Here is a 24,680-nt window from a genome sequence, read left to right on the forward strand (position 1 = left end):
CCCCTCATGTCCGATACTAATATAATAATAAAATCTAAAGGATAGCTATCCCACGTGACCGTTTCAGCTTCTAAGAAAACTGAGCAATGGACTATTTCGGCTTCTCAGCGCGTAATTGTTGACCCATTGTTAGACAGTTTAGTTTTACTTACTGAACATTTCGGCAGCCCTTGCTCCTGCGATTCTTTGGCGGCAGGCCTTCCCATGCAAGGCCATGTAATGACACCTGAGCTGCTACCTCAAGCAGCTGCCCGAGCGGGATTAGCAGCAAAGCTGTCTCGTAAGGGGCTGAATGAAATAACACCAATCTTACTGCCTTGCATATTGCTCCTTAAAGATAAAAAGGCCTGCCTACTTCGAGAGCTTGATATTGAGCAAGATAGAGCCATCATTCAGCTGCCGGAGACTGGTGGTGAAGAAATACTATCCATTGAAGAGCTCGAAGCCATTTATGTGGGTTACCTGTTTCTGGTTAAACAGGAGTATCGTGGTGACATGGGCTTTGATGTCCATCTTCATGAGAACAAATCTCACTGGTTATTGCAGACACTCAAAGACTCAGCTCCCATCTATCGCGACGCCTTAATCGCATCGGTATTAGTCAATTTGTTTGCACTTGTGTCGCCATTATTCATCATGAATGTGTACGACAAGGTCGTGCCAAACCTAGCATTTGACTCTTTATGGGTATTAGCGATCGGTGCCGGAATAGCCTACATATTTGACTTAGTGATGCGTCAATTGCGTAGTTACCTGATAGATGTCGCCGGCAAGAAAGTCGATATTATCGTCTCCTCGCAGCTGTTCGAAAAAGCCGTTGGTATCCCATTGGAAAAGCGCTCGCCTAGTGTTGGTGGCATGGCCAAGCAGCTTGGCGAATTTGACAGCATTCGAGATATCCTGACGTCTGCAACCATCACCACCTTAGTAGATCTTCCTTTTGCCCTGTTCTTTTTAACGATTATCTATCTAGTCGCTGGCGATCTGGCACTTATCCCTCTAGTAGGTGGTTTTATTATCATAGTTTATACCTTGATTATGCAGCCAAAACTAAAAGCTGCAATAGAGGAAAGTAATAAGTTTTCAGGTTTAAAACATGGTCACTTAATCGAGTCACTTTCTTCATTAGAGTCGATCAAATCTAGCGGTGCCGAAGGGTTAGTGCAAAAAAGCTGGCAGCAGATGATTGGCCATACCGCTAGCTGGCAGTTGAAATCGAAAAAGATCTCGACGTCAGTGACTAATGTTGCGACATTTGTGGTGCAATCATCTGTAATTTTTGTCGTAATATTAGGTGTTTACCGTGTCGCTGACAATGAGATATCCATGGGTGGTATCATTGCGGCCGTTATCTTATCTAGTCGCGCAATATCCCCGATGGCGCAGTTAGCAGGATTAATGACACGAGGTAACCAAACTGCCAGTGCACTGCGTCAACTTAATGAAATAATGGCTCAAGAGAGTGAGTTTGAGAACAAAGGGCATCTAGTCAGCAGGCAGCGACTACAAGGTCAGATTAATGCGGATCACTTAGCGTTTAGCTATCCAAATTCAGAACGGCCAATACTTCATCCATTATCAATAAAAATTGAACCTGGCGAACGAGTTGCGATAATAGGTCGTAATGGTTCAGGAAAGAGCACCTTAGCTAAAGTACTTGTCGGACTTTTTCAGCCGAGCAAAGGCAGCCTAACCTATGATGGTCTCGATTCTGCGCAAATACACCCAAGTGATCTTAGACGTAATTTTGGTTATCTGCCGCAGGATATTACCCTGTTTCACGGCACTATCCGCGACAACATCCTCTTTGGAACGCGACAAGTAACCGAGCATCAACTGATCAGGGCCGTACAGTTATCAGGGGTTAACTTGTTTACCAATCTAGAATCCGAAGGGCTCGATCAACAAGTGGGAGAAGGAGGACGAGAGCTCTCTCGTGGCCAACGACAGACCATCGCCTTAGCACGCGCAACACTAAATGATCCCCCGGTATTACTAATGGATGAGCCGACAGCCAGTTTGGATGCTAGAGCCGAAAAGCAGTTCATTCAATCGATGCACAATGTCAGTAAAGATCGCACCTTACTACTGATTACTCACAAGATGCACTTATTGAATTTAGTAGACCGCATCATCGTATTAGATCGCGGCCGCATTGTTGCCGATGGCGCCAAGGCAGATGTACTGAAAAAGCTTAATGAAGGTTTGCTTGCAGGAGCTGTAAATAAATGAGTAAGCATTTAACCTCACAAGACTTAGATATGGTTGACGATGTCTATGGCGCCATGATGACCGATGCTCCCACGAGTCATCGATTAACGATATGGGCACTGAGCTCGCTCGCGGTGACATTTTTAATTTGGGCCTACTTTGCTGAATTAGATCAAGTCACCACCGGAATGGGAAAGGTCATTCCCTCTTCACAAATTCAGATAATACAGAGTTTAGATGGCGGCATATTGCAAGATATGTATGTACAAGAGGGGCTAATTGTCACTAAAGGACAAGCATTGGCTCGTATTGATGCAACCCGCTTCCAATCTGACTTTGCCCAGCAGGAACAGGAAGTGAATAGCTTGCAGTCCAATGTTATCCGCTTAAAAAATGAATTAAATAGCATCACTATTTCTAATATCGGCACTGACTGGAGAGAGCAAGTAAAAATACAAGCTCAAGCGCTGGTCTTTCCAGAGACTTTAGAAGCTAACGAGCCTGAACTCACCAAGAGGCAACGAGAAGAGTATCAGGGACGGATTGATAATCTCAGTAACCAGTTGGAGATCCAAGCAAGACAGATCCAACAACGCAACCAAGAGATCCAAGAGTTAGCCTCTAAAATAAAAACACTCACAACCAGCTTTCAATTGATCTCTAGAGAGTTAGAACTCACCAGACCATTAGCAGACAAAGGGATTGTGCCCGAAGTTGAACTGCTCAAGCTTCAACGTGTCGTAAACGACATTCAAGGTGAGCTGTCCTCATTAAGGTTATTGCGTCCAAAAGTGAAGTCGACAATGGATGAAGCGATTTTGAAGCGTCGAGAAACGGTACTTATGTTTGCAGCTGATACTCGGGCGCAGTTAAATGAGATGCAAACCAAGCTCTCACGCATGAATGAAGCACAAGTGGGCGCGCAAGACAAAGTGAGTAAAGCTGAGATAGTCTCTCCCGTGAACGGGACCATTAAAACAGTTCATATCAATACGCTCGGCGGCGTGGTGCAGCCAGGCGTTGATATTATCGAAATTGTTCCGTCAGAAGACAAACTACTTATCGAAACTAAAATTGTGCCCAAAGATATCGCCTTCCTGCATCCTGGGCTGCCTGCCGTTGTCAAAGTCACCGCTTATGACTTCACTCGATATGGTGGTCTAAATGGGGTCGTAGAGCATATTAGTGCCGATACCACCCAAGATGAAGAGGGAAATAGTTTCTATATTGTAAAAGTTAGAACGGAGTTTTCTAGCCTAACGAAGGACGATGGCACGGAAATGCCTATCATACCAGGGATGTTGACCTCGGTTGATGTAATTACTGGGCAGAAATCCGTTTTAGAGTACATACTTAATCCAATCTTACGGGCTAAAGATACCGCGCTCAGAGAGCGTTGAAGCCTTATAAAAAACGACCTGGAGGGGTTAACATGGACAGCAGCACAATGCGGCAGGTAAGACGTAGTGCAATTGCACTCGCCGTTGGCGCGCTGATATTGCCCGCGTCGGCTTATAGCCAAACGTTAGAGCAAGCAGTTGCGCACACATTAGATACTAATCCTGAAATACGGATCGCATTTAACCGTTTTAAAGCACGCGAAGAGCAAGTTAACCAAGCGGTCGCAGGCTATATGCCGACGGTCGATATTTCAGGTGGATACGGCTGGGAGCAAACCAATAGCCCGTCGACTCGTCGTCGCGCCGGTGTTGGCGAAGTTGACGGTGATGGCGTGATTGAACTTGAGCGTGGTGAAGCAGGCTTCAGTATCAAGCAAATGCTATTTGATGGATTTTATACCAGTAGTGAAGTCGATAGATACAGCTTTGAAGCAAGTGCTGAGCAGTGGGCACTGTTTGCGGCAGCCGAAGATATGGCGCTAGATGTGGTTAAGGTATACACCAACTACATTCGCAGTGAACAAGTACTCACTCTGGCCGAAAAAAACCTTGCAAGCCACAAAGATATATATGAACAGATTAAACAGAGAACCGATTCAGGATTGGGCTCAACGGCGGATCTATCTCAGATCACTGGCCGCTTAGCGCGGGCAAATGCAAATGTTATCTCGGCTCGCAATAATTTTTATGATGCAAAATCACAGTTCATTCGCGTCGTAGAGCAAGAGCCGGAAGATATGATAGTGCCAGTGCCTGATGCTGATATGTTACCGAGTGACCTCAACACCAGCGTGATGATGGCGCAAGATAACCATCCCATTCTTAAATCGGCCGCTAGTGATATCCATGCAGCGGAGAACGAACGCGAATCTGCTCAATCCAATTATTACCCTAAGTTCACTTTGGAGCTTGATGGTAACTGGAATAACGATCTCGACGGTGAAGATGGTATTTCTGGACAAGGCGTATTTCAAACCGATGTGGGCGGGCACAGTAACGACCTCGTCGCCATGATCCGAGTAAAATACAACCTGTTTGCTGGCGGCCGTGATTTGGCGCGAGAAAAAGAAGCGGCCTACAAAATAGGTGAAGCTAAAGAGATCCGCCAACGTGCATATAGACAAGTCATTGAAGGCGTAAACTTGGCTTGGAACGCATACGAAATGCTAACACCGCAAAAAATGTATATTCGTGACCATGTCATTGCCGCTAAAGACACGCAAGTTGCCTATAGCCAACAATTCAATTTGGGCCAACGTACATTGCTGGATCTGCTCGATACCGAAAATGAGTTGTTTGAAGCAAGAAAAGACTATTTAGAATCTGAGTATGACGAAATAGTATCGCGATACCGCATTCTTAATGCGACAGGCCAATTACTTGATTCATTAAGAGTGACTCGCCCAGATGTATGGCAAGGTGAGCGAGATTACGAAGGAGGAGTACCGCAATGAAAACCCTGATAATAATATTGAGTTTAGCCATATTAGGCGGTTGCTCAATGCGTGATACTGTATCGATGGATACACCGACCAAGCAAGTTTACGATTTAAATGATATTGACCATGATGGTGTCATCGTTGCAAGAGAGCGCTGTAATGAAACCGCACTCGGAGCCACTATCGATAACTATGGCTGTGGTAAAATCAAACCGATCAATGAGCGCCAAGAGTTAAAAATCTTATTTGCTAATGACTCTTATTATATAGATCCAATTTATTATACTCAGGTAGAGATTATTGCCAGTTTCATGCAAAAGTTCCCTAATACACAAGCTGTTATCGAGGGACATTGCAGTAAAACCGGTAGCCACGAGCATAACCAGCAGCTATCGCAAAATAGAGCTAATGCCGTAAGCGCATTACTAAGTGAGCGTTTTGATATTGAATCATCTCGATTAAGTGCTGTAGGATATAGTTTCGATCGTCCAATCGATCCCACTCATACCTCTGCTGCGCATAGAGTAAACCGCCGAGTCATCGCTGAACTCACTGGTGATGACACCACTGCAGATATGAAATGGCATATCTATACCGTGGATGAAGTTGTTAATTAGGAAACAAACTAACGTCGTATGAATGGCAGACTTTGTAAATTAAAGAAATTCAAAAAAGTCTGCCAATTTAAATTGACGATTTTGGCTTTGGCTGCGCCTTCTCTTTATCTAGGTGCGGATCCAATACCACAACTGAACTATGCACATATAACCCAAACAATAGAATCTCAGTATGGAGAGCGTGCGGGTAAACGCATTAGAGCTTGGTTTAAAATCCTTGATGAAGCTAAGGACCTAGAAGATAGCGATAAAATACTGATGGTTAATAACTTTTTTAACCTATTTCATTTTATCGATGATATAAAACTTTGGGGAAATAAGAATTACTGGGCTACGCCAATGGAGTTTATTGGTGTTAGTGGTGGCGATTGCGAAGATTTTTCTATCGCAAAGTATTTCACGCTGCTCCAACTTGGCATTTCAGAAGATAAATTACGCATTACTATGGTAAAGGCAACCAGCGTAAACCAATACCATATGGTACTTGCCTACTATGAAACGCCCTCTTCCATCCCCCTCGTTTTAGATAATCTTGATAAATCCATAAAACCAGCAACACAGCGTAAAGATCTAATACCGGTATACAGTTTTAACGGTCGACAATTGTGGCTAAATAAAGAAAAAGGACGCGGCGTTCTAGCAGGATCATCATCGAAACTTGCGAAATGGAATGACCTAAAACATCGTTTAGGTGTTGAGCGACTAAAACAACCTAAACTAAAACTGGAGTAGTTAACAAGATGACACTGTTTCGACAGATATACACACTACTGTTTGCGCTGTTTTTACTAGTGGTCGCGAGTTTAGGCTATGTGCAGTTTACCGAAACTCAAAGCTTTCTGACCAAGCAAATGGAGTCAGATCTCAATAATACCAGTAATTCACTCGGTATCATGCTGGTGCCGGATCTTGAAGCGGGCGACATTGTCGGTGCCGAAACCTTAATCAATGTCATCTTCGAAGGGGGTTATTACCAAGAGGTAAAATTGACCTGGCTGGTCGATGGAAAACAGCAAACTTGGCAAAACCCGGTAACTATCGATGGTGTACCTCAGTGGTTTATTGACCTTGACCTCTTCAAAAGAATTCGACGAGAAAGCACTATAACTTCGGGCTGGATCCAGCTAGCACGATTGGAGATCACCGCTCACCCAGGTTTCGGCTACCATGAACTTTGGCGAACGATGACCAATGCTATTATGGTTTTTTCAGTACTATTTTTAATTGCGATTATTTTAGCCCGCGTTGGACTAACCTGGATATTGAGACCATTACATGAAATAGCTGAACACGCTAAAGAGATAGCTAATAGAAAATTTGGCCCTGATATGGCAGTACCCAAGACACTTGAGCTAAAGTCAGTGGTTCAAGCTTTCAATAGTATGTCAGAGCAACTCAAACAGATCTTTAGCTCTCTGGATGAAGAGGTCGGCGAGCTGAGAAAGAAAAATCTAGTCGACCAAGTATCTACCCTTCCTAATCGTCAATACATGATGGGAAGACTTAATGGTTGGTTAAGCGAACCTAAGAACGGTGCGCTTATTATGGCTAAAATGGACTGGCTTGAAGAGGTTCATAGTAAATATGGTTACCAAGTAAGAGATGAAACCATAAAGCTGTTATCAGAAAAAATGAAGCATCATTTAGATGGTGTTACCACATCTGTTATAGCGCGTATCGCCGCCTATGAGTTTGCGTTCCTAATTACTAGCTCCGAACATGAACAAACAAGCAAATACTTGCAGACTCTTATTCGCACAATCAATCAAGAGGTTTCAAAAGCGGGTTGCAAGCCAAATGAAGGATTTGCTCTCGGTATAGCACAACGGATTGGTCAAATGAGCGTGAGTGATATTTTGGCTCAAGCAGATAATGCACTACAAAAATCACTGCAAGACAATAAAGTATTCCACTGGTTTGAGACCAATGAAAAACAGCTGTTTTCTCGTGAGCAATGGCGAGAACACCTCAGTACCGCGATTAGTGGTGGTAAGTTTAAGTTTAAGTGGCAACCCATATTGCTTAATGACAATGATAGCGTACTTCAAAGGGAGCTTTATTGTCAGTTAGAAATAGGTGATAAAAAGGTTTTTGCAGGGCAATTCATGCCTTACATTGAATTACTATCACTGGGGAGCTTGCTCGATAAATGTTTAATAGAAACCATCAGTGCAAAGGACTTGCTAGGTCGCAACTTTGAACCTATTGCTATCAACCTCACCTTTGAAAGTATCAATGACCTTGAATTTCATCAGTGGCTCAACAAACTACTGCGCTCATCTGCATTAAGAGAGCGTATATGTTTTGATATACCTGAAGCCGCAGTGTATAGCAGTCCAGAGGCTTGTGATGCTCTATGCACCGTCATTAGAGATAATGGTGCCCATTTTGGTATCGATCACTTTGGACGTCAGTTTGGCTCAATGAGCTACTTACAGAGCTTAAGACCAAGTTATGTAAAACTGGATCAATCATTTGCATATTATGATGAAAGTGAGCATAGCAGTGAGCTTTGCCGCGCCTTAATCAATGTTGCTAAAGGATTAGACATTGAAGTGATAGTTACCGGTATAGAAGAGAAAGCACAGCTAGATCGCTTTACCCCTCTAAAAACCAATGCTTATATGGGCTATGTATCACCGCCGGTAGACATTAAACTGTAGCTAAAACGACATCAGTAGATTAATAAAGGCCTCAACAGAGGCCTTTTGTTTGCCAGCTACTAACCAAAATCCTCTGCCGTTTACCCCATCATATTCTCCTATTGAGCATATTTATTGAATATGGGAGTTATTAGCTAGCTCTCAAGTTTTCGCTCTTAATCTAAACAAAAAGCCTCCTAATTTCTCAGAAGCCTTATCGAAGTGCTCGATCGTCGGTCATAAATGCAGGATTCAAATCTTTTTATATCCAAAACAAAAAAGCCTCCTGATTTCTCAGGGGGCTTATCGAAAGTGGTCGGTCATAATAGCTGGATTTGAACTATTACCTTAATCGTAACCAACAAAAAAGCCCTTCGATTTCTCGAAGAGATTTCTGTAAAGTGCTCGGTCGTTAATTGCTGGATTCGAATTTCTTTATATCCAAACGAAAAAGCCTCCTGATTTCTCAGGAGGCTTATCGAAAGTGGTCGGCCATAATAGCTGGATTTGAACTATTACCTTAATCGTAACCAACAAAAAAGCCCTTCGATTGCTCGAAGGGCTTTCAGTAAAGTGGTCGGTGATAGAGGATTCGAACCTCTGACCCTCTGGTCCCAAACCAGATGCGCTACCGGGCTGCGCTAATCACCGTAAACTTTTTTAAAGATGGTTGGTATCTTATTACTAAGCCTCCCAAAAATCTTTTATCTTGCTAAATACCGAGTAAACTCGCTACCTATTAATGTGGTCGGTGATAGAGGATTCGAACCTCTGACCCTCTGGTCCCAAACCAGATGCGCTACCGGGCTGCGCTAATCACCGAGTCTTAATTTAGATATTTTAAAGAGGCTCACCCTCTGGTCCGTTTCTTATCACAACCCTGATACACTACCAAGATGCGCTAATCACCGAGCTTTTGAAACTTTAAAACTTCACGAGGAAAAATGGGGTGACTGATGGGGCTCGAACCCACGACAACCGGAATCACAATCCGGGGCTCTACCAACTGAGCTACAATCACCACTGATTATTTCCTACTAACAAAACCGCCGTTTCCAATCTGGTGCACCCAGAAGGATTCGAACCCTCGGCCTCACCCTCCGGAGGGGTGCGCTCTATCCAGCTGAGCTATGGGTGCCTGCCTTGTTAGCGCCGCATATATTATGGATAAAACGCCCCCCCGTCTACACTTGATTTGCTTTTTTTATTTGTTTGCTCAAGATTTGAGTTATTTGTATGCTTTTATAGCAGGGCGAACAAAAATAAAGCCTTGGATATAAACATATTTCATGTTATTTATACTGATTAGCTTAAATCCTAGTCAAAATAAAAATAGCACTTGGCGGAAACGCATGTTTAGGGAAGAAACATCGCAGTCTACTGAAACTGTGAAATTGAACAAAAGGATTGCACGCTTAAAAGTATTGGCTCTTAAATACAAGCGCGCTGAGATAACCCAAAACGCTCTGTTGGATATTTCCAACTTCGCCGCCAGCGTCAGCACACCTGAAGAGTTTTACTCATCCCTGCATCAGTCACTCAAAAAGCTTATTCCTGCTGACAATTTTTTCATCGCAACCTTAAATTCTGTTAGCGGAAAGATTGAAGTTCCCTTTTTTGCCGATGAAAAAGATTTGCACCCAGAAGATAGTTACCCCGATGAAGATCTCTCCAAGATGCTTTATAAAGGGTTAACAGGCTACGTGCTAAAAACGGAACAGGCGTTGGTTTGTGATAACGACACCTATAAACAACTCGTTGCTTCTAAGGCTATCATTCCTAGAGGCAGTAACTGTCATCAATGGGTAGGCGTCCCCATTAAAAGTGCAGAGAGCACCACAGGGGTGCTCGTGGTGCAAAGCTATGACGCCAGTATCCACTATGGCGATATTGAGCTCGAGTTAATGAATTTCATTAGCCACCACATATCTGCAGTTATCGAGCGTTTGCAATATCAAGAACAACTTGAACTCGCTATCGAAACTCGCACCAAAGAACTCAGTATCGCTTACAACAAGCTAAAGCTTGAAGTCTATGAAAGACGTAGAGCGGAGCGGTTACAGAAATCACTGTTTGAAATAGCAGATCTAGCGACATCAAATATCGATAGCCTTGAGTTCTACGAAGAGCTCCACCGGGTCATTAGCCACCTGATCCCAATTAATAATTGCTTTATCTCTCTTCTTAACGAAGAGCGAAACACTTTAAGCTTTCCCTACTTTGTTTCACAATTTGATCTGCCATCTCCCAAGCCAAGAGCCATAAGCGATGGATTGACCGAATATATCTTATTAAATCGTAAGCCGAGGTTGTTAGAACGCTGTGACATTGATGCATTGATTCAATCAGGAGAGCTCTATTGTGAAGCGCCTGAACTCAATGACACGCAGGAGATAAGTCAGTGGATAGGTTTACCCCTGTTGATCCACGGAAAAGTCAGTGGTTCACTCACCATTTACAGTTACAGCTATAACCAAAACTACCAAGAGAAAGATTTAGATCTACTTACCTTTGTCTCGCAGCATATCGCGACAGCAATCGAGAAAAAGCTCTCAGCGGAATCATTACAACTCAGCTATGAGCAATTAGAGGAGAAGGTCAATGAGCGAACCCAAGCACTGGCTTGTGTAAATGATGATCTTGAAAAAGAGATCCATCAGCGTAAGCGCATTGAGCGTCAACTGGTACATGATGCAAAACACGATAACCTGACAGGGTTGCCTAACCGCGCCATGTTTATGGAACGTTTATCGCTATCGATTAAGCATATTCGCCGCCATACTCTCGACAAGTTCGCAGTGCTGTTTATTGACATGGACAGGTTTAAGCTTCTAAACGACACCTTGGGTCATCTTGAGGGCGACCGCTTTCTTATTGAAACCGCAAAGCGCCTTCAACTCTGCATACGCAGTAATGACATGTTAGCCCGCTTAGGCGGTGATGAGTTTGTTATCTTGCTAGACTCCATTGGCAGTCAGAAAGATGCTGAAGATGTCGCTGAACGAGTACTACTAGAGCTGTCCCGCCCCTTTAGACTTGCGAACCAGCAGCTTAACTCAAGTGCCAGTATCGGTGTTGCCATGAGTGGACAGAGCCATTCCGATACTAGTGAATCAGTGCTTCGTAACGCAGACAACGCCATGTACCAAGCTAAGTCAAAGGGTAAAGGCTGTTACGTGATCTTTGATCACGGTAGCAACAAGCAGCAAGTACAAGAGCTTGAGCTCGAAAATGAACTCAAGATGGCAATTGAAAAAGGCGAATTGCAGCTGAGCTATCTGCCCATAATGGAACTCGACACCGAGCGTGTCATTGCATTTGAGCCAAGATTATTTTGGCATCATCCAACCCTAGGAAAAGTGAAGCAGCTGCAGCTCAATAATATTGCCGAGCACTGCAACATGCTCATTGAGTTAGATAATTACCTCCTGGCCATCATTAATGATGGTTTTAATACATTAGAACAGCAGTTTGGCGTCGACTTTCATTTACAGGTTTCAATTTCAAGCCAGCATTTGAATCACAAGCACGCACTCAGGGCTTTAAAGAATAAGCTGAAACAGTGCAGCTTCGAGCTGACAAAATTAACGCTGTTTTTCAATGAAAAAGATTTTGTCCAAAACTCTAACAACCATATCAATGCTTTTGAGCAACTCCACAGCCTAAATGTGCAATTAGGGATAGAGGCCTACGGCAGTGCACATAGCGCCATCAGCAGCTTAACCTTCTTGCCTATTCAGTCATTAAAATTAGACCCAAGCTACGCCACCCACCTCGAAAGCGAGCAACATCTCAAGCTTATAAAAGCTTATTACAGCGCCGCTCGAGCGCTGGAGCTAGAAATATTCGCTGTGGGAGTGTCCAGTAAAGCAGATTGCCATGTGTTGTCAGATATAGGCTTTGAAAAGGGTCAAGGTATTGCACTAGGTAAAGTATTTGAACTCAACATTGTCGCTAGTCAAGTGTGTGCTTAAACGCAGCAGTCTGTAGCTTTATTCAGTTCTGCTGCGCCATCGAAAATGCAATATTTACTTCTTAAACATATCTCTAAGGTTAGCAATATTGCTCTTTCCTTTTTGCTGCAGCTGTTCTGCACTTTGAACCGGCTTGCGATTTTCCCAGATCAAGTCATCTTGCGGTAGTTCCATCAAAAAACGACTCGGCTCACAACGTATTGTTTCACCAAATTGACGACGCTCACGACAGATAACAAACCACAGTTCTTTCTGCGCACGCGTGATGCCTACGTACGCTAAGCGGCGCTCTTCATCGACATTGTCTTCGTCGATACTGCTTTGATGTGGCAAGATGCGCTCTTCAGCTCCCACCATAAAGACGTAGGGGAACTCCAAGCCTTTTGACGCATGTAACGTCATTAACTGCACTTGATCGCCACCTTCATCTTCGCTATTACGCTCCATCATGTCTCTTAATGTTAGCCGAGCCACAACTTCAGGCAGTGTCATTCCCTCATCAAGGTCGTCACCTTCAAGCATTTCTGTTACCCAGCGATAAAGCTCCGAAATGTTTTTCATCCGCATCTCAGCCGCTTTAGCACTGGTACTGGTTTCGTAAAGGTAATCTTCGTAATTGATCTTTCTGATCAACTGCTTTACCGCTTCAACCGGCTCACCACGCAAAGCACAGTCTCCCGTTTCAACCACAAAACGGCCAAACTGATACAAAGACGCCATCGCCGCCGGAGGCAGTTCGTGATTAAGATCGGCTTCAAAAATAGCGGCAAACATTGAGATCTGCTTCTTATTGGAGAAGTTACCTAAACGCTCTAACGTTGCCGGACCGATACCCCGTTTAGGCAGATTAACAATCCGCAAAAAGGCGTTGTCGTCATCTGGATTCACCACTAAACGCAAGTAAGCCATGATGTCTTTAATCTCGGCTCGGCCGAAAAAGGAGGTTCCACCGCTAAGTTTATAGGGGATCCTGTTTGTCATTAGCGCGCGCTCAAGCAAGCGCGACTGATGGTTACCGCGATACAAGATGGCATAATCACCATACTGAGTACGGCCAACAAACTTATGGCGGATCATCTCCGCTATCACTCGCTCGGCTTCCTGCTCCTCATTCGCTGCAATTAACACTCGAATAGGTTCACCATAGGCGAGTTCACTAAATAGCGCTTTTTCATAAATATGCGGATTATTGGCAATCAGTATGTTGGCAGCACGTAGAATACGCTGACTAGAGCGGTAATTTTGCTCCAGTTTGATCAATTTAAGCTTGGGAAAATCTTTGCCAAGCAAAACTAGGTTCTGTGGTTTAGCCCCACGCCAAGAGTAGATAGATTGATCGTCATCGCCCACCACGGTAAAGCGGGCTCGTTCGCCCACTAGCAATTTAACCATCTCATATTGGCTGGTGTTGGTGTCTTGATACTCATCCACCAGCATATATTTGAACCGCGTTTGCCAGCGTGTTCTTACCTCTTCATTTTGTCTCAGTAGTAAAGTTGGCAGTAAGATCAAATCATCGAAATCGAGCGCGTTATACGCTTTCATGTGCTGAGCATAGCGATGATAGAGTACGGCAAATAACTGTTGCTGTTCATCCTTAGCTATCTTGGACGCTTGCGCCGGGATCACCAAGTCCCCTTTCCAATTGGAGATAGTGGTCGCTAACGATCGTAATAGGTCTTTATCTTCATCGAGCTCGTCTTGGGTCAGCTCTTTTAGCAAAGATAGGGTGTCTTGATCGTCAAACAGCGAGAAACCGGGCTTTAATCCAACGACTTTATGTTCACGCTTGATGATCTCTAGCCCTAGAGTATGAAACGTCGAAATCCATAGACCACGCGCTTCTTTGCGTCCCATAGACTTTGACACACGCTCTTTCATCTCACGCGCAGCCTTATTGGTAAAGGTCACTGCGGCAATATTGCGAGCCTTATAGCCACACTTTTCCACCAGATAAGCAATCTTGTTGATAATCACTCTGGTTTTGCCACTGCCTGCACCTGCAAGCACTAAGCAAGGGCCACTAACATAGTGGACGGCATCATTTTGTCCGGGATTGAGCTTCATCTGTACTTAACAACCAAGGTAAATAAAAGGAGGGTATATACCCATCCTACTTGAAAATGCTCATTTCAGAGGCGATGGGTTTTAATAAGCGAATGATAGCAGAAAGCTAACCTCTAACGAGAAGTGATCAGTAAATTTTCCTCGCTACACTATTAATAGTGAATAGAGCATTATCCCCCGCCCCTATCAGCAAAGGTTTGTAAAGAGTCACCGATACACTTTATATATCTTGCCAATTCTATGCATGATCACTAGACTAGTGAATGAACGTTCATTCACTGACAAGCAATACTATGCTAAACAAACGAGATTTAATTTTAAGAGCTTCAGAAAAGATCATCGCCTCTCGTGGTATTCAGGGCTTATCGATGCAGCAAGTCGCTAATGAAGCTGGTGTTGCAGCTGGCACCATCTATCGCTACTTTAAAGACAAAAATGAACTGATATTAGAGCTTCGAAAAGATGTTCTCACCCACGTTGCAGCCTATATATTAGAAGACCACCAGCTAGGTACATTAGAGGAAAGGTTTAAACGTATATGGCTAAAAATGCATAGTTTTGGCAAGGAGCGCTCTCCCGCTAATTTAAGCTACGAGCAATATGCCCACCTGCCCGAAAGCAATACTGATGAGATCCGTAATCTTGAATTAACGCTATTTGCACCATTGGGTCAACTTTTTGAAGAGGGCAAAGCCGCAGGCATTATGCAACCTTTGCACTCGCGCGCTTTGTACGCGCTCTCTATGGAACCCGCCATGACGCTCGCTCGAACAATTCGTCGCGGGCTCATCCAATATGAACCCCATGAAATTAACCTTGCTTGCGAGCTATGCTGGCAAACTATTTTAATCCCAATTAAACCCACTCATTAAAGGAGCTATCAGGACATGAAGAAATGGACCCTGGTAATGTTAATTATCGCCGTACTGGCATTTGGTTCTGTCATTGGATTTAACCTGTTTGTAAAAGGTAAGATTGCCGATGCTATTGCTAATATGCCCGAGCCAGTCGCTCCTGTGACCGCTATCACTATCGCAGCAAACACTTGGCAATCAACCATCAATGCGATTGGTTTTGTAGAACCTAATCAAGGGGTCACCATCTCCAATGAGCTTGCAGGTGTCGTGTCAGCCATAAAGTTTGAAAACGGAAGCCGTGTTGAAACCGGACAGAAACTCATTGAGCTCGATTCTAAAGTTGAAAAAGCCAACCTCAGGAGTAAACAGGTACAGTTGCCAGCCGCCGAAGCTGACTTTAAACGACTGACTAAACTATATAAGCAGAATTCAGTTTCAAAACAAGATCTTGATAACAGCGAATCTAAATACCTTGCACTGCTGGCTGACAGCGAAAGTTTAAGCGCCACCATTGAGCGTCGTGAGATCAGCGCGCCATTTGCAGGTTTAGTCGGTATTCGTAACGTAAATTTAGGTGAGTATCTACAGACAGGCACTGAAATTGTGCGCCTTGAAGATATTAGTACCATGAAAATCCGTTTCACCATTCCGCAAACTCAGCTACCGCATATAGCCACAGGACAAACGGTGCATGTGTATGTCGATGCTTATCCGACCGAACCCTTTGAAGGCATAATATCGGCAATTGAACCCGCCGTTTTCTACCAAAGTGGTTTAATTCAAGTGCAGGCGCAAATCCCTAATACCGATTCAAAATTGCGTAGCGGAATGTTCGCTAAAGTCGACATTTTATTGCCAGAACTGGTTGAGCAAATTGTACTGCCACAAACAGCCATCAGCTTTACCCTCTATGGCAACTCGGTTTATATCATTGAAGAGCAAACCGAAGATGGTGAGCAAGTTAAACGCGTTAAACAGATCAACGTAAATGTAATCGAGCGTGGTCTTAACGATGCGTTAGTCACTGGCGAAATCAAGCCTGGCGATATGATCGTCACCTCAGGCCAAGTTCGCTTGAGTAACAATAGCAAAATCAGTGTCAGCGAGGACAAAGCTCTAACGCCTCCCGCCACATTGCCACAGCTATAAGCGGAGATCAGAGCAATGCGCTTTACTGACATATTTATACGCAGACCCGTGCTGGCTGCGTCTATTAGCTTTTTAATCCTACTGCTTGGCTTTTATTCGCTAAACAGTATGCAGGTTAGAGAGTACCCTGAAATGACCAATACCGTGGTGACAGTGACGACCAGTTACTACGGTGCCGATTCCAACCTTATTCAAGGCTTTATTACTCAACCACTAGAGCAAGCTTTAGCTCAGGCTGATAACGTTGATTTTATGACCTCAGACAGTTTTCTGGGTAGCTCAAAAATCACCGTTTACATGAAGCTCAACACCGACCCCAATGGGGCATTGGCAGACATTCTCGCTAAAGTGAACTCGGTACGGTCTCAGCTTCCTAAAGAAGCGGAAGACCCAACCGTTGACATGTCTACAGGCTCACAGACATCGGTGTTATACATCTCATTCTATAGTGAGCAGATTAACTCGAGTCAGATCACCGACTACCTTGAGCGCGTGGTAAAGCCTGAGTTATTCACCATTGATGGTGTAGCCAAAGTAAACCTCTATGGCGGGATTAAATACGCCATGCGGATCTGGCTAGATCCCGCACGCATGGGCGCCTTCAACCTATCGTCAACTGACGTAATGAACGTACTGCAGGCTAACAACTATCAATCAGCTGTTGGCCAAGCAAACAATACCTTTACCCTATTCAATGGTACCGCTGACACCCAAGTTGCCACGGTTGATGAACTCGAAAAGCTGGTTGTTGGCAGTAAAGACGGTCTGGTTATTCGCCTTGGCGATATTGCCGATGTGAGCTTAGAGAAGAGCCATGACGTTTACCGAGCACTCGCCGATGGCCAAGAAGCTGTGGTGATTGGCTTGGATGTCACCCCGACGGCTAACCCGCTCATTGTGGCGGCAGATGCGCGTAGCATGATGCCCGATATTACTCGCAATCTACCGGTATCAATGAAGGCCCGTATCCTTTATGACTCATCACTGGCCATTGATGAATCTATCAATGAAGTGATCAAGACCATTGGCGAAGCGGCACTGATTGTGATTATCGTCATTACCCTATTCTTGGGTTCATTCAGAGCGGTGATCATTCCAATCGTCACCATTCCGCTATCGCTGATTGGTGTTGCCGTCATCATGCAAATGTTTGGCTTTACCCTCAATCTAATGACTCTGCTTGCCATGGTGCTCGCGATTGGCTTGGTGGTGGATGACGCCATCGTGGTGGTTGAGAATGTCGACCGCCACATCAAGCTTGGCGAAACACCGTTTAGAGCGGCGATTATCGGTACCCGTGAAATCGCCGTGCCGGTTATCTCAATGACCATTACCTTAGCCGCCGTGTACGCGCCTATCGCGTTGATGGGCGGCATAACAGGCTCTCTCTTTAAAGAGTTTGCACTCACCCTCGCAGGTGCGGTATTTATCTCAGGTATTGTGGCGCTGACACTATCGCCAATGATGTGCTCTAAGATCCTCAAAGCCCACTCTGAACCGAACAGGTTCGAGCGTGGAGTCGAGCGTTTTCTTAATGGTCTCACCAATCGTTACAGTCGCATGTTAACCGCGGTACTTAATCACCGTCCTGTCATCGTTGCATTTGCGGTGATTGTATTTGCGTCTCTACCGGTAATGTTTAGCTTTATCCCCTCAGAGCTGGCCCCTAACGAAGACAAAAGCGTAGTGATGATGATGGGTACAGCACCTTCAAGTGCGAATCTGGATTACATTCAATCCAACATGTCGATTGTCACCGATATGATCACTGCCCAGCCTGAAGCGGCGGCGTCACTAGCCTTTGTCGGTGTACCTAATGCCAACCAAGCATTTGGTATCGCACCACTCGTGCCTTGGAGTGAACGAGATAAAAGCCAGAAAGAGATGCAAAAGCTATTGGGCGATCAAGTTAAAACTGTACCAGGTATGGCGGTAACAACCTTCCAAATGCCTGAACTTCCGGGGGCATCAGGTGGCCTACCGATACAGTTTGTGATCACCAGTTCAGCATCATTTGAGAGTCTGTTTCAAATTGGTAGTGGCGTACTTGAAAAAGTGCAGCAAAGCCCATTGTTTGTTTACTCAGAAATTAACCTTAAGTTTGATTCTGGCACCATGAAAATTCACATCAAACGTGACTTAGCCGGTACCTATGGCATCACCATGCAAGATATTGGTATCACACTAACCACCATGATGAGTGATGGTTATGTTAACCGTATCAACCTCGATGGCCGCTCATATGAGGTTATCCCTCAGGTGGATCGCAAGTATCGCGCTAACCCAGAATCACTTGCAGGTTATTACGTCACAGCCGCCGATGGCCGCTCGATTCCACTATCCAGCTTAGTCGACATCGAGATGATATCGGAGCCTCGTTCGCTGCCGCACTTTAATCAAATGAATGCGGTTACTGTAGGCGGCGTGGCTACCCCTGGTGTTGCTATTGGTGACGCGATTGCGTTCCTGCAAAACATTGGAGATAACGAGTTACCTAAAGGTTATAGCTACGACTTCCTCGGCGAAGCACGTCAATATGTCACTGAAGGTTCAGCGCTATATGCCACCTTTGCGTTAGCCCTCGCTATCATCTTTTTGGTACTCGCAAGCCAGTTCGAAAGCCTTAAAGATCCATTGGTGATATTGGTCTCTGTACCACTCGCCATTAGTGGTGCGTTAATCGCACTCGGCTGGACCCATGTGATGGGGCTATCTTCGATGAATATCTACACCCAAGTCGGGCTCATTACCTTAGTAGGCCTTATTACCAAGCACGGTATTTTAATGTGCGAAGTCGCTAAAGAGGAGCAGCTACATAACGGCCTAAGTAAAGTTGATGCTATTAAGCACGCAGCCACCATTCGTCTACGCCCAATCTTAATGACCACAGCGGCAATGATAGCTGGCTTAATCCCGCTGTTGTTTGCGGTTGGTGCTGGTGCTGTTGCTCGTTTCAATATTGGACTGGTCATTGTGTCGGGGCTTGCCATCGGGACGATATTCACCCTGTTTGTATTGCCTGTAATCTATACCTATTTGGCTGAAAGACACCAGCCACTGCCAGTATTCGATGAAGAGGTTCAACCGCAGGCGTAAACTATCTCTCTAAAATAAAGGCCGACCACTCGTGACAGTGGTCGGCCTTTTCTTTATCTGGCTCTCATCAAGTGGGGAATTTTTTGGCAATCCCTATCCCCTGAGGTACAATCACTGCCATACTGAAACAGGCGCACTAGCGGATATAAAAGATGATCAACCCAAAGAAAATCGAAGAAGTTGCCAAGCAGCTTAGCGAAAATCTACCCAGTGGATTAAAGCAGTTTGCAGGCGAATTTGAAGAACGTAGTAAGCAAGTTCTGCAAAACCAGCTACAAAAATTGGATGTGGTTTCCCGCGAAGAGTTTGAAGTCCAGCAGCATGTATTGATCAAAACACGTGAAAAGCTCGAAGCACTGCAAGCTCAAGTGGATGCATTAGAAGCTAAGCTAAACGCAGCAGACTAATATCAACATTAGTTGATCCATAAAAAGGCACCCGCGAACGGGTGCTTTTTTATGCCAGTTTCTTTCCAGAGATCCTCACAGCTAAGAGTTTGGCCTTGGCTTACGCTGCGAAAATAGAATAAAACAGGCCGCCAGCAACACTAGGTCTTTAACAATAAACTGCCCGCTGCCCGTCAATATCGGCAAGCCCAAACTAGTTTCATAAGCTGGCAGTGTAATGATAAAGGTCTGCGTAGCTGCAAATGTTAATGCCGCGACAGCGAGCCCAAAAACATAGGCTTTATCAGACCATTTAGCTAACGCAATCCCCATTACAGCCAACAACTCCACCACACCGATGAAGTAAGAGCCGTGCAATACATTAAACAATGAGTAGATCCAGCTAAACAGTGGACTGCTGCTCATCAGGCCTTCAATGCCGTCCGCTTCGATTTGGGTAAACTTCATTGCCCCAATCCAAACCATTACCAGTAAAATGCCTGCCAGTGCCAATTTAACAGCCACCCTGTTAACCCGTGTATGCTTGGCATAATATGATGCCAAATATAACGAGACGGCAGAAATTCCCAAATACTTAATCAGCCCCTGTCCAGCACCAATTGCTGGAAAACCACCTAAAGCATCAATCCACACAGGATGAGTCAGCAACATCCACAACGGCACTGTCGCCAGCGCAGCATAAACATAGAGCATGATTTGGCTGTAACGTTTTTGCGGCATAATCAGTGCAACTACGACTATCAGTTGCAACACACCTAAGCCAGCTGCTAACCAAGGCATAGAGGGTAAATCGAGCTCAAGCAGTTGCTTAGTGAAGTACTGGCTATCGGTAGCGGTAAAGCGGGTTATTGCGGTTAGCAACAAGAAGCTGGCTAACAACCAACGTGATATTGTTACGCTGCTCGCAATAGACAATGAGCGTGATTTGAATGAAGTTAACATCTAGGGCTCTCAATCTTATTCAATAGTTGATTTCTGCAATAGACCCGCGCAGATCAAAAAGCCTTTCAAACATTTTATACCCATCCCACCTGAAGATGCAGGATTCAGTGGGATAGGTATATAAATTGATTTAGCATGATTAAGTTAGATTAATTTACACTTCATGCAACTGAACTAGCATAGCCGGCCGTTAATCATTAACCTTGCCGTGCTACCCCTTAAGCCAGAGCATCGCTTTGGCTAACATTGGTATACAAAAGCACTGCCACTATCTTGCTCATCGAGGCCCCAATTGAACCCTATACATCGTGACGCCAAAACCAGTTCCAAACTCCTACTAATAGGGTGGGCGATGTTGCTCCTCATTCCTGGCAGCCTCTATATTTTTTCCGTCACCATGTTCCCGCGCATCGAGCTTGACGCTAGCTTTGCACAACTGCTGTATTGGATAACCAGCACCGGCACTGCTCCCTATGGCATAGCTACTGGTATTGTGATTCTTATTGCCTGTTATCGCCGCCTCGCTAAGCCTCAGTTTTTACAGCTAATACTTGCTGTTTCCATCAGCATGGCGGCAACCCTTAGCCTCAATCATTTTTTAAAACCCTTTTTTGCCGAAGCGAGACCCTATGCAGCATTGCTAGCGCAGGAGTCACTGCTCAATACCGATGAATTTTATCAACACAACAAAGCAGATAAGCGAGCGATGATCAGTATTGCTGTTGAGGAGCTGGAACTCGCTCGCAGCGAAATAAACCTAAGCCCAGCCATTAAAGGACATTGGCAGCACGAGGTGGGTTACTCTTTTCCTTCGGGTCACACGCTATTTGCCGTCACTTTGGCGTTTGTTGTCAGCTTCTACCTGTTATTGGCGGGCCAAACTTCACTGCCAATAGCACTCTTTAGCTGGGCGATTGCAATGGGCTTCAGTCGAATGTGGCTAGGCATGCATTGGCCGCAAGATGTTCTCGCTTCAACCGCTATTGGCGGTATCATCGCCAGTGGCAGCATTGCAGTGATGCACTTGCTAGCAACACGAGTGAGTTGGATGCAGAAACTATCAGCAAACGGATAATGGCTTCCTGCCAACACCTTGAACTTCAACAGAATAAGGGTATGCTGCCTAGGACGTTATCTGACTTTTAAGAGAAACCCCAATGGCTGACCTTCAATTAGACAAAATTGATCTGCATATCCTTAAACTCGTGCAGCAACATGGAAAGCTGTCTAACCAAGAGCTAGCGGAGAAAGTCGGTCTCTCTCCTTCACCTTGCTCTCGTAGAGTCAAAGCATTAGAAGAAGCGGGTTATATTGCTGGCTATGCCACTTTACTTAGCCCCGCGCACTTTGACTTAGCGCTCACCGCCTATATCCAAGTACGACTCGAGAAGCACTCGAGTGAGATTTTAGAGGGCTTTGAAGCCAAAGTTGCCTCTTATGATGAAGTACAAGAGTGCTGTTTACTGACTGGTAGCGATGCCGATTACCAACTAAAAGTATTGGTTAAGGACATGCCAGCATTTAAAGTATTCTTGCTCGACAAGCTTACCACCAATGAGCAGATCGCCGGTGTGCACTCAAGCTTTGTACTTAAACAGGTTAAAAGCCAAACGCAAATTCCATTACCACAATCTGCTGACTAAATAACGCCTACCAACTCCAACCTTGGCTACTGCGACTATAATCTGTGGATTCGGTCGCACTTCTCCTATAAAGCTGAAAATGATTAAATTGCGCGATCAGGGTAGCGAACTGCCGCCTACGCAACATAATTTCGTTAAAAATTAAATTTCAAAGCATTAGTATCGTTTTTCATGAAAATTAAAAGCAATGCTGCCGGCATTGGTTATATTCGCGCGTATTTTTTGCGTTGACCTACGTTTTCAAAGCTCTATCATGCGCGCTCTTTAATTGGTTCGAGATCATTTATGAGCACTGTAAAACAGGGGCATTTCAGCTCTAGAATTGGCTTTATCATGGCTGCAGCTGGAAGCGCTGTTGGTGTGGGTAATATTTGGGGCTTTCCCACTCAGGCAGCAACTCATGGTGGCGGCGCATTTTTATTAGTGTATCTAATTTTGATCTTGCTGCTTGGTTACCCGATGTTACTTGCTGAGTTGATGATTGGTCGCCATGGCCAAACCAACCCAGCAGATGCTATGGCTAAAATAGCTAATAATTCAATGGGCAAAAAAATAGGCAAAGCCATCGGTTTTACCTCCATTATTACCGCCACTCTTATCTGTACTTTTTACAGCATATTATCAGGCTGGTTTGTCAGTTTTGCCCTAGCGCCTGTGGCACAAGTCGCTGGTCAACCCGATATATCTGCTTGGTTAATGGACTTTTCACTAGCCCGTAATCTAGTGTTTACCCTAGTATTTATCGCCATGGTCATTTTAGTGATCCGCCAAGGTGTTCAACAGGGTATCGAGCGTTGGTCAAAACGGTTAATGCCGATGTTGCTGATTATCTTAGTCGCTGGTGTAGGTTATATATTGACACAGCCAGGTGCCATGCAGGGTCTTGAAGTGTTGCTGATACCTGATTTTAGCCGTATTTTCGAAGCCGATGTACTTGTCGGTGCACTGGGGCAAACCTTCTTCTCGCTCACCATTGGTACCGGTGCAATGATGGTTTACGGTGCCTATTTAAGCCAAAAGGAGGACTTAGGCAAGCTAACCGCCTATGTCACGTTAACCGATACCAGCGTGGCATTTTTAGCCGCATTGATGGTGATCCCTGCTATGTATGTGGCCCAGCATAATGGCGTACAGATCTTCGCAGAAGATGGCAGCCTGCTCAATTCTGACACCTTAGTGTTTACCGTATTACCAGCGCTATTTGATACCCTAGGCGGTGTCAGTCAGTATCTGCTGGCGATTATCTTCTTTGTGTTGATGACCATTGCCGGCCTCACTTCTGCTATTTCGATTGTTGAAGTCCCGACTAGCTACATAGTGGAAAAGACCTCACTTGGTCGCGACAAAGCTACCTTGTTAGTCGGTGCCCTAATTGCGGTGTTATCTATGTTGGTGGTGTTTAACTTCAGTGCCCTGTTTGGCGCGATGATCACCCTGACCACCGAGCGTGCGCAGCCATTAATCGCCTTAGGTATCGCCATATTTACCGGTTGGGTCTGGAGTCGTAATAAGTTAATCAGCACTATCGCAGCGCAAGACGGTGTTAAAGCCGACGGGCTGTTTTGGAAGTTATGGCCAGTCTATGTGAAGTTTGTTTGTCCGCTGTTGATTATCGTTATTATCATGCAGTTGTTTACGAGTTAACGCTGACTACGTTGCTATAACTATCGTAACTACTGAATCCCCGCTATATGCGGGGATTTTTGTTTAAACTCGTCGTTATGAAGTATGAACATCACTATGCTGCTATGGCAAAAAACTGTTAATTTGAGCCACTAATATTAAAGTTAGGCTTGGATAAAATCTAAATCAAGGTCGTGGTGCTTCGCCCACACCAGAGCCAAGGGGCAAAGCGCTTGCGCCCCTTGACAATCCCTCATCGCCCCGGCGAAATTTCTGAAAAGCGAAACTTCCAACGGGGGAGATTTGATTCTGCAAGCTAGGCTATTTAGCTATTGGGGTCAGAGTAAACTTTAGTAAATGGATACGCTGGTGCTAGATGATTCCGCTTTTCAAACCCAGTGCAGATGCGACTGAGGCCTTCGAAAACATGCCTATTCTGTTCCATACAGAATATGGTATTTCCTCCATCCTTGGAGGTCAGACGTTTTCGTTAAGCCCACATGGACCCTTTCTTTTATAAAGAGCTGCTGCGAGTCTCAGTAGCGTCTGCACATACGCCTGCCGCAGGTCATTGGAACAATTAACTATCACCGTGGACTCTGCATTGAATAGT

General features: G+C 44.8%; 16 protein-coding genes and 4 tRNA genes. 14 read left to right on the forward strand and 6 right to left on the reverse strand.

What is annotated here, in order from left to right:
* Positions 1–54: 54 nt before the first annotated feature.
* From JK628_RS20185 to JK628_RS20210, 6 genes are read left to right on the forward strand one after another with little or no spacing between them, the layout of a single operon-like run.
* The gene (locus JK628_RS20185) at positions 55–2,232 is read left to right on the forward strand and encodes a type I secretion system permease/ATPase (RefSeq protein ID WP_202286703.1); all 2,178 of its coding nucleotides are present in this window, start codon (positions 55–57) and stop codon (positions 2,230–2,232) included.
* Positions 2,229–3,611, forward strand: a complete 1,383-nt coding sequence (locus JK628_RS20190; protein ID WP_202286704.1) for an HlyD family type I secretion periplasmic adaptor subunit — start codon at positions 2,229–2,231, stop codon at positions 3,609–3,611. The genes JK628_RS20185 and JK628_RS20190 overlap by 4 nt, the downstream gene beginning before the upstream one ends.
* 32 nt (positions 3,612–3,643) lie before the next feature.
* On the forward strand, positions 3,644–5,065 hold the full coding sequence (locus JK628_RS20195; protein ID WP_202286705.1) for a TolC family outer membrane protein: 1,422 nt from the start codon (positions 3,644–3,646) through the stop codon (positions 5,063–5,065).
* The gene (locus JK628_RS20200; protein WP_202286706.1) at positions 5,062–5,667 is read left to right on the forward strand and encodes an OmpA family protein; all 606 of its coding nucleotides are present in this window, start codon (positions 5,062–5,064) and stop codon (positions 5,665–5,667) included. The genes JK628_RS20195 and JK628_RS20200 overlap by 4 nt, the downstream gene beginning before the upstream one ends.
* A gap of 18 nt (positions 5,668–5,685) precedes the next feature.
* Positions 5,686–6,399 carry a transglutaminase-like cysteine peptidase gene (locus tag JK628_RS20205; protein ID WP_202286707.1) on the forward strand — a complete coding sequence of 238 codons (714 nt, stop codon included), beginning with the start codon at positions 5,686–5,688 and terminating at the stop codon, positions 6,397–6,399.
* A gap of 8 nt (positions 6,400–6,407) precedes the next feature.
* Positions 6,408–8,330, forward strand: a complete 1,923-nt coding sequence (locus JK628_RS20210; RefSeq protein WP_202286708.1) for a bifunctional diguanylate cyclase/phosphodiesterase — start codon at positions 6,408–6,410, stop codon at positions 8,328–8,330.
* A gap of 553 nt (positions 8,331–8,883) precedes the next feature.
* Here JK628_RS20210 and JK628_RS20215 read toward each other — a convergent pair.
* From JK628_RS20215 to JK628_RS20230, 4 genes are all read right to left on the reverse strand, one after another.
* Positions 8,884–8,960: transfer RNA gene (locus JK628_RS20215), tRNA-Pro, on the reverse strand.
* Positions 8,961–9,054: 94 nt separating this feature from the next.
* Positions 9,055–9,131: transfer RNA gene (locus JK628_RS20220), tRNA-Pro, on the reverse strand.
* Positions 9,132–9,254: 123 nt separating this feature from the next.
* Positions 9,255–9,330: transfer RNA gene (locus JK628_RS20225), tRNA-His, on the reverse strand.
* 40 nt (positions 9,331–9,370) lie between these two features.
* Positions 9,371–9,447, reverse strand: a tRNA-Arg gene (locus tag JK628_RS20230).
* 214 nt (positions 9,448–9,661) lie between these two features.
* On the opposite strand from JK628_RS20230, the gene JK628_RS20235 reads away from it, so the two are divergent.
* The gene (locus JK628_RS20235) at positions 9,662–12,283 is read left to right on the forward strand and encodes a sensor domain-containing phosphodiesterase (RefSeq protein WP_202286709.1); all 2,622 of its coding nucleotides are present in this window, start codon (positions 9,662–9,664) and stop codon (positions 12,281–12,283) included.
* Positions 12,284–12,337: 54 nt separating this feature from the next.
* Here the strand turns inward: JK628_RS20235 and rep are convergent, their stop codons facing one another.
* Positions 12,338–14,350 carry a DNA helicase Rep gene (gene rep, locus JK628_RS20240; protein ID WP_202286710.1) on the reverse strand — a complete coding sequence of 671 codons (2,013 nt, stop codon included), beginning with the start codon at positions 14,348–14,350 and terminating at the stop codon, positions 12,338–12,340.
* A gap of 293 nt (positions 14,351–14,643) precedes the next feature.
* Between rep and JK628_RS20245 the strand changes: the two genes are divergently transcribed.
* The 4 genes from JK628_RS20245 (at position 14,644) to ubiK (ending at position 19,859) form a co-directional block, all read left to right on the forward strand.
* Complete coding sequence (locus JK628_RS20245) at positions 14,644–15,222, forward strand: TetR/AcrR family transcriptional regulator (protein WP_202286711.1); 579 nt, start codon at positions 14,644–14,646, stop codon at positions 15,220–15,222.
* Positions 15,223–15,237: 15 nt separating this feature from the next.
* Positions 15,238–16,356, forward strand: a complete 1,119-nt coding sequence (locus JK628_RS20250) for an efflux RND transporter periplasmic adaptor subunit (protein ID WP_202286712.1) — start codon at positions 15,238–15,240, stop codon at positions 16,354–16,356.
* Positions 16,357–16,371: 15 nt separating this feature from the next.
* Positions 16,372–19,452 carry a multidrug efflux RND transporter permease subunit gene (locus JK628_RS20255; protein ID WP_202286713.1) on the forward strand — a complete coding sequence of 1,027 codons (3,081 nt, stop codon included), beginning with the start codon at positions 16,372–16,374 and terminating at the stop codon, positions 19,450–19,452.
* Positions 19,453–19,604: 152 nt separating this feature from the next.
* Positions 19,605–19,859, forward strand: a complete 255-nt coding sequence (gene ubiK, locus JK628_RS20260; RefSeq protein ID WP_202286714.1) for a ubiquinone biosynthesis accessory factor UbiK — start codon at positions 19,605–19,607, stop codon at positions 19,857–19,859.
* An 81-nt stretch (positions 19,860–19,940) separates the two neighbouring features.
* Here the strand turns inward: ubiK and JK628_RS20265 are convergent, their stop codons facing one another.
* Positions 19,941–20,801, reverse strand: a complete 861-nt coding sequence (locus tag JK628_RS20265) for a DUF417 family protein (protein ID WP_202286715.1) — start codon at positions 20,799–20,801, stop codon at positions 19,941–19,943.
* A 352-nt stretch (positions 20,802–21,153) separates the two neighbouring features.
* On the opposite strand from JK628_RS20265, the gene JK628_RS20270 reads away from it, so the two are divergent.
* From JK628_RS20270 to JK628_RS20280, 3 genes are all read left to right on the forward strand, one after another.
* The gene (locus JK628_RS20270; protein ID WP_202286716.1) at positions 21,154–21,876 is read left to right on the forward strand and encodes a phosphatase PAP2 family protein; all 723 of its coding nucleotides are present in this window, start codon (positions 21,154–21,156) and stop codon (positions 21,874–21,876) included.
* A gap of 82 nt (positions 21,877–21,958) precedes the next feature.
* Positions 21,959–22,444: an Lrp/AsnC family transcriptional regulator gene (locus tag JK628_RS20275; protein WP_202286717.1), complete on the forward strand. Its 486-nt coding sequence runs from the start codon at positions 21,959–21,961 to the stop codon at positions 22,442–22,444.
* Between the two features lie 285 nt (positions 22,445–22,729).
* Complete coding sequence (locus JK628_RS20280) at positions 22,730–24,088, forward strand: sodium-dependent transporter (RefSeq protein ID WP_202286718.1); 1,359 nt, start codon at positions 22,730–22,732, stop codon at positions 24,086–24,088.
* Positions 24,089–24,680: the final 592 nt, after the last annotated feature.

It is taken from the genome of Shewanella sp. KX20019, from assembly GCF_016757755.1.
GTDB lineage: Bacteria > Pseudomonadota > Gammaproteobacteria > Enterobacterales > Shewanellaceae > Shewanella.